The organism is Pseudomonas graminis, from assembly GCF_001705435.1.
Lineage (GTDB): Bacteria > Pseudomonadota > Gammaproteobacteria > Pseudomonadales > Pseudomonadaceae > Aquipseudomonas > Aquipseudomonas graminis_B.
The window spans coordinates 37,858-53,589 of the sequence record NZ_MDEN01000046.1; the positions used below are offsets into that span (position 1 = coordinate 37,858).

At 59.8% G+C, this 15,732-nt stretch carries 14 protein-coding genes, 4 tRNA genes and 1 riboswitch; of the genes, 6 read left to right on the forward strand and 12 right to left on the reverse strand.

Annotation, left to right across the window (positions count from 1 at the left end; all coding sequences use genetic code 11):
* Positions 1-13: 13 nt before the first annotated feature.
* A complete protein-coding gene (locus BBI10_RS01120) occupies positions 14-1,591 on the forward strand; it encodes a sensor domain-containing diguanylate cyclase (protein ID WP_065986184.1) in 1,578 nt (525 codons plus the stop codon).
* A 76-nt stretch (positions 1,592-1,667) separates the two neighbouring features.
* Here the strand turns inward: BBI10_RS01120 and BBI10_RS01125 are convergent.
* Positions 1,668-1,739 (reverse strand) — tRNA-Arg (locus BBI10_RS01125).
* A 285-nt stretch (positions 1,740-2,024) separates the two neighbouring features.
* Between BBI10_RS01125 and BBI10_RS01130 the strand changes: the two genes are divergently transcribed.
* The 3 genes from BBI10_RS01130 to BBI10_RS01140 all read left to right on the forward strand — a co-directional run bounded on the left by BBI10_RS01130 (position 2,025) and on the right by BBI10_RS01140 (position 3,314).
* Positions 2,025-2,273: a hypothetical protein gene (locus tag BBI10_RS01130; RefSeq protein ID WP_065986185.1), complete on the forward strand. Its 249-nt coding sequence runs from the start codon at positions 2,025-2,027 to the stop codon at positions 2,271-2,273.
* Between the two features lie 75 nt (positions 2,274-2,348).
* Positions 2,349-2,534 carry a PA3371 family protein gene (locus tag BBI10_RS01135; protein WP_065986186.1) on the forward strand — a complete coding sequence of 62 codons (186 nt, stop codon included), beginning with the start codon at positions 2,349-2,351 and terminating at the stop codon, positions 2,532-2,534.
* A gap of 453 nt (positions 2,535-2,987) precedes the next feature.
* The gene (locus tag BBI10_RS01140; protein ID WP_065986187.1) at positions 2,988-3,314 is read left to right on the forward strand and encodes an Arc family DNA-binding protein; all 327 of its coding nucleotides are present in this window, start codon (positions 2,988-2,990) and stop codon (positions 3,312-3,314) included.
* A gap of 146 nt (positions 3,315-3,460) precedes the next feature.
* Here BBI10_RS01140 and mgtE read toward each other — a convergent pair whose 3' ends face one another.
* Positions 3,461-4,903 (reverse strand): magnesium transporter, encoded by a 1,443-nt coding sequence (mgtE, locus tag BBI10_RS01145; protein ID WP_065986188.1) that lies wholly within the window; start codon positions 4,901-4,903, stop codon positions 3,461-3,463.
* A 320-nt stretch (positions 4,904-5,223) separates the two neighbouring features.
* Between mgtE and BBI10_RS01150 the strand changes: the two genes are divergently transcribed.
* Positions 5,224-5,709: a cell envelope protein SmpA gene (locus BBI10_RS01150; protein ID WP_065986189.1), complete on the forward strand. Its 486-nt coding sequence runs from the start codon at positions 5,224-5,226 to the stop codon at positions 5,707-5,709.
* Positions 5,710-5,750: 41 nt separating this feature from the next.
* On the opposite strand, the gene BBI10_RS01155 is transcribed toward BBI10_RS01150, so the two are convergent.
* The 7 genes from BBI10_RS01155 to ltaE form a co-directional block, all read right to left on the reverse strand.
* A tRNA-Arg gene (locus BBI10_RS01155) sits at positions 5,751-5,827 on the reverse strand.
* A 139-nt stretch (positions 5,828-5,966) separates the two neighbouring features.
* Positions 5,967-6,043, reverse strand: a tRNA-Arg gene (locus tag BBI10_RS01160).
* 107 nt (positions 6,044-6,150) lie between these two features.
* Positions 6,151-6,241, reverse strand: a tRNA-Ser gene (locus BBI10_RS01165).
* 62 nt (positions 6,242-6,303) lie between these two features.
* Complete coding sequence (gene csrA, locus BBI10_RS01170; protein ID WP_037013733.1) at positions 6,304-6,492, reverse strand: carbon storage regulator CsrA; 189 nt, start codon at positions 6,490-6,492, stop codon at positions 6,304-6,306.
* 181 nt (positions 6,493-6,673) lie between these two features.
* Positions 6,674-7,906 carry an aspartate kinase gene (locus BBI10_RS01175; protein WP_065986190.1) on the reverse strand — a complete coding sequence of 411 codons (1,233 nt, stop codon included), beginning with the start codon at positions 7,904-7,906 and terminating at the stop codon, positions 6,674-6,676.
* A gap of 90 nt (positions 7,907-7,996) precedes the next feature.
* The gene (alaS, locus tag BBI10_RS01180) at positions 7,997-10,618 is read right to left on the reverse strand and encodes an alanine--tRNA ligase (RefSeq protein WP_065986191.1); all 2,622 of its coding nucleotides are present in this window, start codon (positions 10,616-10,618) and stop codon (positions 7,997-7,999) included.
* Between the two features lie 142 nt (positions 10,619-10,760).
* Positions 10,761-11,765 carry a low-specificity L-threonine aldolase gene (ltaE, locus tag BBI10_RS01185; RefSeq protein WP_065986192.1) on the reverse strand — a complete coding sequence of 335 codons (1,005 nt, stop codon included), beginning with the start codon at positions 11,763-11,765 and terminating at the stop codon, positions 10,761-10,763.
* Positions 11,766-11,948: 183 nt separating this feature from the next.
* Positions 11,949-12,108: riboswitch (FMN riboswitch) on the forward strand.
* A gap of 126 nt (positions 12,109-12,234) precedes the next feature.
* Here ltaE and BBI10_RS01190 point away from each other — a divergent pair.
* Positions 12,235-12,729 (forward strand): 6,7-dimethyl-8-ribityllumazine synthase, encoded by a 495-nt coding sequence (locus tag BBI10_RS01190; RefSeq protein WP_065986193.1) that lies wholly within the window; start codon positions 12,235-12,237, stop codon positions 12,727-12,729.
* A 253-nt stretch (positions 12,730-12,982) separates the two neighbouring features.
* Here BBI10_RS01190 and astE read toward each other — a convergent pair whose 3' ends face one another.
* The 3 genes from astE to astB all read right to left on the reverse strand — a co-directional run bounded on the left by astE (position 12,983) and on the right by astB (position 15,727).
* On the reverse strand, positions 12,983-13,990 hold the full coding sequence (gene astE / locus BBI10_RS01195) for a succinylglutamate desuccinylase (RefSeq protein WP_065986194.1): 1,008 nt from the start codon (positions 13,988-13,990) through the stop codon (positions 12,983-12,985).
* 20 nt (positions 13,991-14,010) lie between these two features.
* Complete coding sequence (locus BBI10_RS01200) at positions 14,011-14,304, reverse strand: topoisomerase II (protein WP_065986195.1); 294 nt, start codon at positions 14,302-14,304, stop codon at positions 14,011-14,013.
* A 76-nt stretch (positions 14,305-14,380) separates the two neighbouring features.
* Positions 14,381-15,727 carry an N-succinylarginine dihydrolase gene (gene astB, locus BBI10_RS01205; protein ID WP_065986196.1) on the reverse strand — a complete coding sequence of 449 codons (1,347 nt, stop codon included), beginning with the start codon at positions 15,725-15,727 and terminating at the stop codon, positions 14,381-14,383.
* Between the last annotated feature and the right edge of the window lie 5 nt (positions 15,728-15,732).

Below are 15,732 nucleotides of genomic sequence, written 5' to 3' on the forward strand. Positions count from 1 at the left end.
GAGGCCAGAGAGCATGCCAGGAGGCGAACAGCATCCGCCGCCGTCAGGCGCCTTCGATCTATTGGACTTGGGGCCGGGGCGCAATACAGCCGTGTTTCGCCTGACCCTCGCGTTCATGATCATGGTGCTGATGACGTTCCTTTCGGTCGAGGGGTGGCGCGCCTGGCGCGATTACACCCACGCCTACGACTTCGCCCGAGACTCGGTCACCAACCTGGCCCGTGCCACCGCGCAGCACGCCGAGGACGCCATCCGGCAAGTCGACATCCTTACCTACGCCCTGGGCGAGCGGGTGGAGGGCGATGGCTTGGCCGCTATCAACGTTCCGCGCATCCACACACTGATGGCGGAGCAATCGAAGCTCATGCCTCAGCTCCACGGGCTGTTCATCTATGGTGCCGACGGGCGATGGATCGTCACCGACAAGGACGTGACCCCGGACACCGCAAACAACGCCGACCGTGACTATTTCAACTATCACCGCACCCACACCGATCGCCGTGTGCGCATCAGCAACGTTGTCAAAAGCCGCTCCACAGGCGAGCTGATCATTCCGGTCTCCCGAAGGCTGAATAACGCTGATGGCTCGTTCGCAGGTGTGTTGCTGGGGACCATCAAACTCAGCTACTTCATGGATTATTACGGCGACTTCAAGATTGATGATCGCGGTGCGCTGGTGCTGGCGATGCGAGACGGGACCATTCTGGTCAGACGCCCGTTCATTCATTCCGTGGTGGGGCAAAGCCTGGCTGACAGCGAGATCTTCAAACGCTACCTGCCGACCGTCAACGAAGGGATCGTCGAGATCAAAGCCGTGGTAGACGGCACGTACCGGTTGTATGGATTTCGTGCGCTGTCGAGTTATCCGCTGGTGGTCGCTGCCGGGCTGTCGAGAGAATCCTTCGTCGGGCCGTGGCGTCGCGATCTGCTCAAGTCCGGACTTGTGCTGCTGGTCCTGGTCGCCGGCTTTATCGGATTTGCCTTCATCGTGCTCACTCAACTGCGCGGACGGATGGCCATGGAGAGCGAGATTCGCCTCGCCCATCAGGCCGTCAGAGACATGGCCCTGACCGACAGCCTGACCAGACTGGGCAACCGGCGCCGCCTCGACATGACCCTCGAAACCGAGATCGGCCGGGCAAAACGACAGCGCTACCCACTCGCCTTGATCATGCTTGATATCGACTACTTCAAGCGCTTCAACGACCGCTACGGCCATGCGGCGGGTGACGACTGTCTCCAGCAGGTCGCCCAGGCCATCAGCGGCGTATTGAAGCGGCCTGCGGACCTCGCCGTTCGCTACGGTGGCGAGGAATTCACCGTGCTGCTTCCGGATACCGACCTCCAGGGCGCGGGCCGCCTCGTGGAGGACATCCTGCAGGCCATCCGGGCGCTCGCGCTGGAGCACGCCGATCATCCTGAAAAGATCGTCACCGCAAGCGCAGGCGTGACGGTCAGGTTCCCTGCGCGGGAAGACACGACGCCTGCCGGCATGATCAAAGCGGCGGATGCCTATCTTTACTACGCGAAAAATAATGGCCGCAATCGGTGGTACGCGGATCAGCACCCACAGGCGAGCGCGCAGGCATGAATGACAGCTCGGGTTGACTGGCGGGTGGGCGAGATGTGAGACAGGTGTTCGGGCGGGAGTAAAAGCGAGTCAGATATGTCCCCTGCAGGAATCGAACCTGCATCTAGCCCTTAGGAGGGGCTCGTTCTATCCGTTGAACTAAGAGGACACCAAATCGGACGGCGTGCATCTTAACGACAAGGCGCTGGCTTGTCATGTCGTCATTATCAATGGGAGCTGTAAGACGCTGCCTCTCGCTCACATCATAGGGCTATCGTGCAGAATGCAACAATGGCCATGGGCCTTATTGCAAAACGCAACCCTACAATCCTGAAAATCCTAATTATCCTATTGATTTTAATAGCATTTTTTCGGACTAAGGGTTGGCATGCAGACTGCAACATACTCTTCGCGAATCACCCCTCTGAACGCCGTCCAAGCGAAGGTACCCGAGATGAACATGACACTGTCCCTGCTCAATGCTGCCGCGCTTGTCGCATTGGTCGCCTTCCACTTCCAGAACGATGGCAGCACGTCAGAGACCGTGAAATCAGAGAGCATCGCGGTTCAGGCTCAGCCTCATCACCTCATGCCACAAACGCCACGGTTCGCAGTCATGCCAAGTCAGGGCACGGAAGCCATTCTGGCCCATGACAGTGAAGAAGCCGTGCCGGTGAGTCGCTCGGAGCGCTGGGTGTTCTGAACAGCGGGTGCTGATCAGCTACCACAACGGCTTCGACCCGCTTTCCATGAGAGAGCAACCCATTAGAGAGCAGCCATGTCCAAAGCAGCAACTTCGTTCCTGATCCTGGCCGTCATGGCCCTCGCCACTGACCAACTGCTGGCTCCGTCAATGGAAACCATGAGTACCCTGGCGAAAGCAGCCGCAGCAATTTTCGCCAGCCTGTTCGTTGCAGCGCTGTTTGTGGGTCGCCGTATCAAGTTTGACCCGGTTTTGCGTTAAGCCAAGCCCCGGCCCTTCGCCAGCACTTGCTGGCGCATCAAGTCGCCAAACATACGACGCCGGATACCCTGCCTCTGTGGGCTTAGGCTTACGCTACAGCAACAAGGGCGCAATGAACCCTTCGTCTCTTTCTTGAATGCCTCCTCGTATTATCCTCAGTCTCCCTCTACGATGAAGACAGATTGCCATCACGGCGTTTGCCCAGCACTGCAAGGGTGATCAGACTTTCACTTTGCAAACCAGGACGCATTTCGGATAATTGGTGCTGGCTAAAAGCCTTTATGTAGTTCAATATTTGTCACACATTTGACGCCAAGGAATCGACACGTTGGTGCAGGATGGCGATCCTTTATGCGGGCTGGTTGAACATTTCGACCAAAAGACAGTCAGAGCATGACATCTGCGGCCTAATGTAGAAACCGCCTCTCTCTTTGAACTAATTCGGTTAAATATATGAGCCCTATGAAACAGGCCAATTATTCCAGTCGCACAGCTGACAAGTTCGTAGTTCGCCTACCGGAAGGCATGCGCGAGCGTATTGCGGACGTCGCCAAACAGCACCACCGCAGCATGAACTCGGAAATCATTGCGCGTATTGAGCAGAGTCTGATTCAGGAAGGCGCACTGGGTGATGAGCCGAGTCTGCGTCTGGACAGTCCGGAGCTTTCGCTCCACGAACGCGAGCTGCTGCAGCGTTTCCGTCAGTTGGCTCACCGCCAGCAGAACGCACTGGTTTCGTTGATTGCCCATGACACTAGCCTGGCAAACGACGACGAATAAGTCGTTTAAACCAGAGACTTTAAAGCCAGCACACTGCTGGCTTTTTTGTGCCTGAAACTTGATGAATTCATAGCTTCCAACCCATTAAGCGGCATCGCGCACATTAAAAAACCGCCCTGAAGGCGGTTTTGGGTGAAGCGTGGGGGTCAGAGCAAAAACACGGTGGCCAACCCCAGAAAGATAAAGAACCCGCCGCTGTCGGTCATGGCCGTGATCATCACACTGGCGCCCATCGCCGGATCGCGACCCAGCCGAGAAAGGGTCATGGGAATCAGCACGCCCATCAATGCTGCCAACAGCAGATTCAATGTCATGGCGACGGTCATCACCACGCCGAGAGACCAGCTGTGGTACAGCAAGTAAGCGACGATCCCGATCACGCCACCCCACACAAGACCGTTGATGAGCGCGACGGCCAGCTCCTTGCGCATCAGCCGTGAGGTGTTGCCGGTGTTCACCTGATCGAGGGCCATGGCCCGGACAATCATCGTGATGGTCTGATTGCCCGAGTTGCCGCCAATCCCCGCCACGATCGGCATCAACGCCGCCAGCGCCACCAGCTTCTCGATGGAGCCTTCGAACAGGCCGATTACCCGCGACGCAAGAAAGGCGGTAATCAGGTTGACCGCCAGCCAGGACCAGCGGTTGCGCAGTGAACGCCAGACCGAGGCGAAGATGTCTTCTTCTTCGCGCAGACCCGCCATGTTGAGCACTTCGGTCTCGCTCTCCTCACGGATGAGATCGACCATTTCATCGATGGTCAGACGGCCGATCAGCTTGCCGTTCTTGTCGACCACCGGGGAAGAAATCAAGTCGTAACGTTCGAACGCCTGGGCGGCTTCATACGCATCGCCGTCAGGATGGAAGCTCACGGGATCACTGGCCATGACCTCCGACACCTGCTTCTCCGGGTCGTTAACCAGCAAACGCTTGATGGGCAGCACGCCCTTGAGGACGCCATCGGAGTCGACCACGAACAGTTTGTCAGTGTGACCGGGCAGCTCTTTGAGGCGGCGCAGATAACGCAGAACGACTTCCAGGCTGACATCCTCGCGGATGGTCACCATCTCGAAGTCCATCAGGGCGCCTACCTGCTCCTCGTCGTAGGACAGGGCCGAGCGCACGCGCTCACGCTGCTGGCTGTCCAGCGCCTCCATCAGCTCATGGACAACATCACGCGGCAGCTCTGGTGCAAGGTCTGCCAACTCGTCGGCGTCCATTTCCTTGGCGGCCGCAAGCAGCTCGTGATCGTCCATGTCGGCGATCAGGGTCTCCCGAACGGAGTCCGACACTTCAAGAAGGATGTCGCCGTCACGCTCGGCCTTCACCAGCTGCCAGACCGTCAGACGGTCTTCGAGGGGAAGTGCTTCAAGGATGTAGGCAACGTCGGCAGAGTGCAGGTCGTCGAGCTTACGCTGCAGCTCGACGAGGTTCTGCCGGTGAACGAGGTTCTCGACACGATCCTGGTGCTGGCCTTCCTGACGGTGTGTCAGGTCTTCGACGATGCGCTGACGTTGCAGCAAGTCGATGACTTGGGCGAGACGATCCTGAAGGCTTTCCTGCGTCTTTTTTACTTCGATTTGGGTCATAGGCGAACTCCACTCCCAGCAGTGGAACCCGCCAGAAGATCAATCAGTCGATTCTTGATTGGTGAAACTTAGTGTTGAGTTGCTACTGGGTAAGTCCATGGAGGTAGTCCACAAGCCCCGGCGGGGCTGACGGGCGCAATCATACACCGCTTGCCGTGGCGGGAGGCTAAAAATTCAACGTGAAACAATCGGTTGCAACACAACGTTAACGCTGACGAAGTCACTCCTACCCCCTCGTCACATCCGGTGAACAAAACTCGCTCGCCGTGGGAAATCTTCACCGCTACCCTTTCCGCACTTGGGTCAGGGAAGACATTGCGATGCCGCGCAACACTGGAGAGCTCCTCATCACCCTGGTGCTGTTTTTGCCACTCGGCGCAGGCGCCACCATCGTTAATCGCTGCGAGGATCAAAGCGGCAGCGTGACATTCACCACACTGAGCTGCCCCAGCGGTCAAGCCATGACCCCACAAGGTATCAATCCAGCATCGGGCATGACCTTCACTCCCACTCCTCCGCCTGCAATCGCGGACACCCTGCAAAAGCGCAAAAGCAACGAAGTGGTGGTTGTGGGCCAGCGAGATGACGGTTGCGGAAATGTCCTGAGTGCGGAGCAGCGCCGAAAGGCGATCATCAATCAGCAGACGCCAACAGGGATGAGCAAACGTGACGTGGAAAGTTTGCTGGGGCGACCGGACAAGATCGTCAGCCGTAACGCTGAAGTCCGGTATGTGTATGAAGAGAAGAAGGGGCGCAGCCGACAGGTGTCATTCGATGAACACGGCTGCGTAAAAGGCAAACGCTAGAAAGCAAAAAGCCCGCATTTGCATGCGGGCTTTCCGTTTTATGGTGCACTCGACAGGATTCGAACCTGTGACCGCTCGGTTCGTAGCCGAGTACTCTATCCAGCTGAGCTACGAGTGCATATGGCGCTTTTTAAACCAGTTCACCTCTGGGTATCGCATTTTACTTCTGGAAGTGAGTGGTTCTTCCGAAGACCTGTTGAAGCCAGGCTCTTTCTAACTTAAGACTGCTGTTCGTATCACTACAAACAACGCTTAAATGGTGCACTCGACAGGATTCGAACCTGTGACCGCTCGGTTCGTAGCCGAGTACTCTATCCAGCTGAGCTACGAGTGCATTTGTTGCCGCGCATTATAGGCCGTCAAATCTCTTGGTCAAGCACTTTTTCTAGTAAATTCAACAACTTACCGATCAAGCCAGATTACAACGTACTACGCAAATAATGGCGGAGAACGGGGGATTCGAACCCCCGACACCCTTTTGAGGTGTACTCCCTTAGCAGGGGAGCGCCTTCGGCCACTCGGCCAGCTCTCCGCAACACGGGGCGTATAATAACCACCCTTTTCCCCGTTTGCAAACCAAAAATTCAATAAAAATTAATGGCTTGGTTCTTCGTCCTTCTCTTTCTTTATACGCAGGTAAATCTCTTCGCGATGAACAGCCACTTCCTTGGGCGCGTTGACCCCAAGGCGTACTTGATTGCCTTTAACGCCGAGCACGGTCACGGTGATTTCACCATCACCAATGATCAGACTTTCCGCGCACCGCCGAGTCAGAATCAGCATACCTATCTCCTTACCGCTTGCATTCAAGGGACAACAGTCTGCATAGACAAACGGCAGGGGCCCGAGCCGGAAGCGGCCGCAGGTCTATGTCTCAGTATCGACCAGCGCCGGAAAAAGAACAGTTTATTGCCCACATTCAGTATCGGAAGGCGCGACCTAAACCGCGCCCCCTGCCCAAGGCTTACTCGCCCTGACGTGGTGCGTCGAGTTCGAAGGCAGTGTGCAGCGCGCGCACGGCCAGCTCCAGGTACTTCTCTTCGATCACTACCGAGACCTTGATTTCGGACGTCGAGATCATCTGGATGTTGATGCTCTCCTTGGCCAGCGCTTCAAACATGCGACTGGCCACACCGGCGTGGGAACGCATGCCGACACCGACGATGGAAACCTTGGCGATTTTGGTGTCGCCAATGACTTCACGGGCGCCGATTTCGTTGGCCGTGTTCTGCAGAACCTGCAGCGCCGCCTGGTAATCATTGCGGTGTACGGTGAAGGTGAAATCGGTGGTGTTATCGTGCGAGACGTTCTGCACGATCATGTCGACTTCGATGTTCGCGCCGCTGATCGGGCCGAGAATCTTGAACGCAACGCCCGGGGTGTCTGGCACGCCACGGATGGTCAGCTTGGCTTCGTCGCGGTTGAAGGCGATGCCCGAAATGATCGGCTGTTCCATGGATTCCTCTTCATCAATGGTAATGAGGGTGCCTGGACCCTCCTTGAAGCTGTGCAGTACGCGCAGCGGGACGTTGTACTTGCCGGCGAATTCGACCGCGCGGATCTGCAGGACCTTGGAGCCCAAGCTCGCCATCTCCAGCATTTCTTCGAAGGTGATCTTGTCCAGACGCTGGGCCTGCGAGACAACACGCGGATCCGTCGTATAAACGCCATCGACGTCGGTGTAGATCTGGCACTCATCGGCTTTCAACGCTGCAGCGAGCGCCACGCCGGTGGTGTCGGAACCGCCACGACCCAGGGTCGTGATGTTGCCGTCTTCGTCGACGCCCTGGAAACCGGCGACCACCACCACACGACCGGCCTTCAGGTCAGCGCGAATTTTCTGATCGTCGATCTGGAGGATACGCGCCTTGTTATGGGCGCTGTCGGTCAGGATGCGGACCTGATTACCGGTGTACGAAACAGCCGGCACGCCACGCTTGATCAGCGCCATGGCCAGCAGAGCGATGGTGACCTGCTCGCCGGTGGAAACGATGACGTCCAGCTCGCGTGGCACCGGCTGATCGCTGATCTGCCGGGCGAGTTCGATCAGGCGATTGGTTTCGCCGCTCATGGCCGACAGCACGACCACCAGATCATCGCCCGCATCGCGGAATTTCTTGACCTTGTCGGCCACCTGTTCGATGCGCTCGACCGAGCCCACCGAGGTGCCGCCAAACTTTTGTACGATTAAAGCCATCTCAAAGCCGCCTCAGCCCATGAAGGGCGCCCGTTATCATTCAAACCGCGAAGCGCCGGAGCCCGAACGACGGGCCCCGGGTGGGTCGACTTAAATACCTTGTTCGGCGAACGGAACAGCCAGTGCCAGCGCTGCTTCGAGTCCGGCAGCATCAACACCACCGCCTTGCGCCATGTCAGGACGACCGCCGCCTTTACCGCCTACCGCGGCAGCCGCTTGCTTCATCAAATCACCGGCTTTGAGTTGGCCAGTCAGGTCTTTGGTGACGCCTGCCACCAGCACGACCTTGTCTTCATGCACCCCGCCGAGCAGGATCACTGCGCGGCCGAGCTTGTTCTTCAGTTGATCAACCAGGGCCAGCAGCGCCTTGCCATCCTGACCGTCGAGACGGGCAGCGAGGACCTTGACGCCGTTGACGTCCACTGCCGAGCCCGACAGGTCGTCGCCCGCAGCACTGGCCGCCTTGGCCTGCAGTTGTTCCAGCTGCTTTTCCAGCAGACGGTTGCGTTCCAGCACCGCCGACAGCTTGTCCAGAACGTTGTCGCGATTGCCTTTGACCAGGTTCGCGGCTTCCTTCAGTTGTTCTTCAGCAGCGTTCAGGTATTCCAGCGCCACAGCGCCGGTCACCGCTTCGATACGGCGCACGCCGGCGGCCACACCGCTTTCGCTGATGATCTTGAACAGCGCGATGTCGCCGGTGCGGTTGGCGTGAATGCCGCCGCACAGCTCCACCGAGAAACCGCCGCCCATGCTCAGCACGCGGACGCTGTCGCCGTACTTCTCGCCGAACAGCGCCATGGCGCCCTTCTGCTTGGCGGTCTCGATGTCGGTCTCTTCAGTCTCGACGGCCGTGTTCTTGCGCACTTCGGCGTTGACGATGTCTTCAAGCGCCTTGAGCTGCTCGGGCTTGATGGCTTCGAAGTGGCTGAAGTCGAAACGCAGGCGCTGACTGTCGACCAGCGAGCCTTTCTGCTGGACGTGATCGCCCAGGACCTGACGCAACGCGGCGTGGAGCAAGTGCGTGGCGGAGTGGTTCAGCGATGTGGCCTGACGAACTTCGGCGGCGACGTCGGTGCTGACGGTGGTGCCTACTTTCAGGCTGCCCGACACTTGAACACCGTGGTGCAGGAACGCGCCGCCGGTCTTGGTGGTGTCGCTCACGTCGAAGCGCACTTCGCCGCCGGCAGTCAGGTAACCGCTGTCACCGATCTGGCCGCCGGACTCTGCGTAGAAAGGCGTCTGGTCGAGGATGACCACGCCGTCCTCGCCTTCGCTCAATTGCTCGACCGCGAGGCCGTCTTTGTACAGCGCGACGACCTTGGCCTCGCCTGCAGTGGCTTTATAGCCGGTGAACTGCGTGGCCACATCGACCTTCACCAGGCTGTTGTAGTCCATGCCGAAGGAACTGGCGGAGCGCGCTCGTTCACGCTGGGCATCCATCTCACGCTCGAAACCCGCCTCGTCGAGGGTCAGGTTGCGTTCGCGAGCGATGTCGCCGGTGAGGTCCATCGGGAAACCGTAGGTGTCGTAGAGCTTGAACACCACGTCGCCAGGGACGATGGTGCCCTTGAGCTCGGCGAGATCCTGCTCGAGGATCTTCAAGCCTTGCTCCAGGGTCTTGGCGAACTGCTCTTCTTCAGCCTTCAGCACGCGCTCGATGTGCGCCTGCTGGTTTTTCAGTTCGGGGAAGGCTTCGCCCATTTCGGCGACCAGTGCAGCCACGATCTGATAGAAGAAGCTGCCCTTGGCGCCCAGCTTGTTGCCGTGACGGCAGGCGCGACGAATGATGCGGCGCAGCACGTAGCCACGGCCTTCGTTGGACGGCAGCACTCCGTCGGCAATCAGGAAGCCGCATGAACGAATATGGTCGGCGACGACTTTCAGGGACGCCTGATTGTCATTGCTGCAGCCGATGGCTTTGGCAGCGGCGGCCAACAGGCTCTGGAACAGGTCGATTTCATAGTTGGAATTGACGTGTTGCAGCACGGCGCTGACGCGCTCGAGGCCCATGCCGGTGTCCACCGATGGCGCTGGCAGCGGGTGCAGAACGCCGTCGGCCGTGCGGTTGAACTGCATGAATACGTTGTTCCAGATCTCGATGTAGCGGTCGCCGTCTTCTTCCGGCGAACCCGGCGGGCCACCCCAGATGTCGGCGCCGTGGTCGTAGAAGATCTCGGTGCAAGGACCGCACGGGCCGGTGTCGCCCATGGTCCAGAAGTTGTCGGAGGCGTATGGCGCGCCCTTATTGTCACCGATGCGAACCATGCGCTCGGCCGGCACGCCGATCTCTTGGGTCCAGATGTCGTAGGCTTCGTCGTCCGAGGCGTAAACGGTGACCCAGAGTTTTTCCTTGGGCAGGTTCAGCACGCCGGTGAGGAAGGTCCAGGCGTAGGTGATTGCGTCGCGCTTGAAATAGTCGCCGAAGCTGAAGTTGCCCAGCATTTCGAAAAAGGTGTGGTGACGCGCGGTGTAGCCGACGTTTTCCAGGTCGTTGTGCTTGCCACCGGCACGCACGCACTTCTGGCTGCTCACGGCGCGGGTGTAGGCCCGTTTTTCCTGGCCGAGGAAGCAATCCTTGAACTGGTTCATGCCTGCGTTGGTAAACAGCAGGGTCGGGTCGTTGCCCGGGATCAGGGAGCTGGAGGCGACTCGGGTGTGGCCTTGCTCTTCGAAGAAGCGAAGGAAGGCTTCACGGATTTCTGCGCTTTTCATAGGTTCTTCCACGGAAACTGCGGCCTGGCACATGCATAGCGTCATTCGACGCAGCGACGGCAAAGGGCCGCATTATATAGGCGTTGTACGCTCGGTACAGCGTGTTATTCGATAGAAACCGGCAATCGGGCTGATCACACGATCAGCGAACGCCAAATTCGGCAAAGGCCGCCACCACCTTGTCCAGATGCGCAGACGTCACATCCAGATGGGTGACCATGCGCAACCGCGGCGCAGCACTGAGCACGATACCGCGCTCGGCACACAGGGCCTTGAGCGACGGGGCACGATCGCCGATGTGCACGTAGACCATGTTGGTCTGCACCGGCTCGACGTCAAAACCGAGGTCCGCGAGGGCCTTGCCGAGGGCGGTGGCATTGGCGTGATCGTCGGCCAGCCGCTCGACCTGATGCTCCAGCGCGTATAAACCCGCCGCTGCCAGCATCCCGGCCTGACGCATGCCGCCGCCGACCATCTTGCGCAGGCGCCGCGCCTTGGCGATGAACTCGCTTGAGCCGCACAGCACCGATCCGACCGGCGCGCCGAGCCCTTTGGACAGGCACACCGACACCGAATCGAAATGCCGGGTGATTTCCCCCACGTCCACGCCCAGCTTGACGGAGGCGTTGTACAGGCGCGCGCCGTCGAGGTGCAGGCTCAGGCCTTTTTCGCGGGTGAATGCCCGGGCCGCCGAGAGGTACTCCATTGGCAGGACCTTGCCCTGCATGGTGTTTTCCAGGGCCAGCAAGCGGGTGCGGGCGAAATGGAAGTCGTCGGCCTTGATGGCGGCGGCCACCTGATCCAGGTCCAGCGATCCGTCCGCCTGGTTGTCCAGGGGCTGAGGCTGAATCGAGCCGAGCACCGCCGCCCCGCCGCCTTCGTATTTGTAGGTGTGCGCCTGCTGTCCGACGATGTATTCGTCGCCGCGCTCGCAGTGGGCCATCAGGCCGAGCAGGTTGCTCATGGTGCCGGTCGGCACGAACAGCGCGGCGGCATAACCCAGACGTTCCGCCAGCCACGACTCCAGGCGATTGACCGTCGGGTCTTCGCCATACACGTCATCGCCAAGGGGCGCGCTGGCCATGGCGTCGCGCATGCCGGCAGAGGGTTGGGTCACGGTGTCACTGCGCAGATCGATAACCGCCACGATGAAGCTCCCACTGGTAAGGGTCGAGCCTCAGTTCTGAGGCCCGGGGCATCGATAATCAAGGCTTGAGGCAGGAATGCCAAGACGCCTTATAAGAAAAGCTGATGAAAACCATCAAAAAGGCTCCAAGCGGATCGCGGGAATCTATGTTACAAACTGCACGCCGACGGAAAAAACCGTTGGCAACGTTCTCAGGGCGGGGTGCAATTCCCCACCGGCGGTAATGGCGCGCAATGCGTCTAGCCCGCGAGCGCTTGCAGCGAGCTTATGCGCGATGCAAGGTCAGCAGACCCGGTGTGATCCCGGGGCCGACGGTCATAGTCCGGATGAAGAGAGAACGGGACTGGCACAGCAGGATCGTTTCGAGACGGGTTCAGGCGCTTGGCGTCGAGGACGGTTTCGCACGAACCCTGGCATCCCATTCGATCCAAAACGCCCTGTTTTTTTCATTAAACAGGAGTCAGAACACATGCAACCTACCGCCATTCACGCTCACGAGCGCATCGCCTTCATTCAAGCCTGCTGGCACAAGGAAATCGTCGATCAGGCGCGCAAGGGCTTTGTCGCCGAGATGGCGCAACACGGTTACGCCGAGACCGACATCGATTTCTTCGAGGTCGGCGGCGCGTTTGAAATCCCGCTTCACGCCAAGTTGCTGGCCAAGTCAGGTCGCTATGGCGGCGTCGTGGCGGCTGGTCTGGTGGTCGACGGCGGCATCTATCGCCATGAGTTCGTCGCGCAATCGGTGATCAGTGCGCTGATGCAGGTTCAGCTGGAAACCGAAGTGCCGGTGTTCTCGGTCGTGCTGACCCCGCACCACTTCCACGCCGGTGAAGAGCACCAGAAGTTCTTTTTCGATCACTTCGTGCACAAGGGCCAGGAAGCGGCCAAGACCTGCGCGGACACGCTGACTAAATTGCGTGCGGTGCGTCGGGTGGGTGAGGTGCAGAAAGCGGCGGGTTGATCAAACCGACGGCAGTTCATCCGCTGCACATCGAGCGGGTGTAACTGCCCCTGTGGGAGTGAGCTTGCTCACGAAGACGGCATTCCAGCCGCTAGATATTTAGCGAATGTACCGGCCCCTTCGCGAGCAAGCTCGGCTCCCACAGGTCCCCATCAGCGGGAAAATTACTGATGCCCTGCCTGACCCAACCAAAGCCGTCACAAGCAAGCGCGCTCCTGCAACCATTGAGCGAGGGCGGTTTGAACAGGTCGTGTCAGACCAACGCCTCTTCCGTCGCCGGCACGATCAGAATCCCCGCGCGCAGCCCGTTTTTGACGTTCGGGTTGGGGAAGATGATCCGGGCGCCCTCCTCTTCTATCACCCAGCGTGAATCGGCCAGGTCTTCGGCCAGCACGTAGCCTTTTTCCAGCTCCGAGAAGTTCTCGATGTCCGCCGGCAAGTGCAGCTGGAAGGCGTCGCTGTGCTTGATGATCTCCCGGGCCACGCTGAACAGCTGCAAGCCGTTCAGATCCGCAGGCTCATCGGCTTCGGTGCCGGCGATCAGGTGTTCGAGGCAGGTTTTCAGTTTGTCGAGATTGACCTGCTGGTTCTGCCCGAACGGGCGCGCCTTGCCCAGCTCCAGGGTGAAGGCTTCGGCGTCGAGCTTGTCGTAGGTGTAGGCGCTGAAAACGATCGATGACTTGTTCTGCAGCAGCACCGCTTCCATGCCGGCCGTCCGCAGCCGGGCGAGTTCGCGGCGGGAATGGGCGCGACCTTCCTTCCACGGGTACAGCGCGAACTGCTCGATCTTCGAACCGCGAATCGCCGTGTGCAGGTCGTAGTGCAGGCGGTAGCGGTCCGGAATGTTGAAGAAGCTGGCGGCCAGACGCTCGAGTTCGCAGGCGCGCAGGGCTTCGCTGCCGCCGCTGTGCTCGTGACGGCCGCTGAACAACCGATTGACGTCCTGCTCGACGTAGCGCTCGCCGCGACGCATCGCTTCGGGGTTGCCGAACAGGAACAGAATACGCGCGCGGGGCTTGAGTTCGCCCCGGGCGATGGCGTGAATCAGCGCGTCGAGCAGTTCGATCGGCGCGGTTTCATTGCCGTGGATGCCGGCGGACAACAGCAGGTCGGTGCCATTGTCCCGCGCTTCGGGAGGCCGGACTTCCAGTGCCCCTTCAGCGAGCCAGCGCATGCGAACGCCGTCGACGGTCAGCTGAGTCTTTTCCGCGGGTTCGCGACCCGCGAGGGTCAGTTCAAGCAGTTTGCCGAGGGCGAGCATGGGGAGCTTCCTGCGCAGGCTTAGTCGTGGGTGCAGTCGGGACCGTGCACGTGGCCTTCTTCGTCGTCGCCGCTCATGTCAGCCGGTTCCATTTCCAGCTGCAGGCTGACCAGGTTGGTCGCCAATGGACGCAGCAGCAGGTTGGCGTATTCGGCATCGCCTTCTTCGACGTCCACGCCGATCAGCAACTGGCCACGGCCATCCTGTTGAATCCAGACCTCTTTGCCCTGCCAGATAACGGCAAGACGGGTGCAGGACGTTTCCAGCTGAGTGCCGTCGGTGTCTTCAAGGATCAAACGCAGCGCGTCGGTCATGGCAAAACTCTCTCTTTAAAAGCAAAAACATCGTCGCCTGACACCGTTTGGGCGCAGGCGTAACGGATGGGGTGCATCAGTTGATCTGGAAAGGATAGACCGCGCCCAGTTTCAGGTGCTGCGTCAGTTCGTCCAGCGCCGTACGGCATTCGGTCAGCAATTGCGGATCGGCCAGATCACTGTCGCTCATGCGGTCGCGATAGTGCTTGTCGACCCACTGCGTCAGCGTGTCGTACAGCGGCGCGGTCATGATAACGCCTGGATTGACCGCCGCCAGTTCGGTTTCATTCAGCGCCACGCGAAGACGCAGGCACGCCGGGCCGCCGCCGTTCTGCATGCTCTGCTTGAGGTCGAACACCTTGACCTCGCGGATCGGGCTGTCGTCCGCCAGCAGGCGCTGCAAGTAATGCCACACGCGCTCGTTGCTGCGGCACTCTTCCGGCACGATCAGCAGCATCGAACCGTCGGCGCGGGACAGCAACTGGCTGTTGAACAGGTACGAACGCACCGCGTCTTCCACGGCCACTTCACTGCGCGGCACGCAGATGGCCTGGAAGCGACCGCCGCGTTGACCGAGCTTGTTGTGCAGTTCGGCGAGCATGGGCTCGGTATTGAGGAAGGCGTCCTCGTGATAGAACAGGACTTCACCGTTACCGACCGAGATCACGTCGTTGTGGAACACGCCCTGATCAATCACCGCCGGGTTCTGCTGGGCGAAGACCACGCCCTCGGCGCTCAGGCCATGCAGACGCGCAACGGCCTGGGACGCTTCGAGGGTCTGACGAGCCGGGTATTTCTGCGGTGCAGGGAAACGGCTGTCGAACGCGGCGCGGCCGAAGACGAAAAATTCGACGCCGGGCTCTCCGTAGCTGCGACAAAAGCGCGTGTGATTGGCCGCACCTTCGTCGCCGAACTGGGCGACGGCAGGCAGCGCCGCGTGGTGGGCGAAATGCTGCTGATCAGCGAACATCGCGCCGAGGACACGGCTGGTGGTCGGGTGCTCGATGCTGCGGTGGTATTTGCAGTTGAGGTTGGCGGCGGTGAAATGCACGCGGCCGTCGGCGGTGTCGGCGCTCGGGCTGACCGTGGCGGCATTGGCGACCCACATGCTCGACGCGGAGCAACTGGCGGCCAGCAGCGGCATCGACTCTTTGGCGGCGCGCTCGATCACCTGTGCGTCGCTGCCGCTGAAGCCCAGCTTGCGCAGACCGGCCACGTCGGGGCGTTCCTGGGGGGCCAGTACGCCCTGGGTGAACCCCATCTCCATCAGCGCTTTCATTTTGGCCAGCCCCTGCAAAGCGGCCTCGCGCGGGTTGGAGGATTGCTGGCAGTTGTTCTGGGACGCAACGTTGCCGTAGGACAGCCCACCGTAGTTGTGGGTCGGGCCCACTAGACCGTCAAAGTTGACTTCACAGGATTTCATCGGTG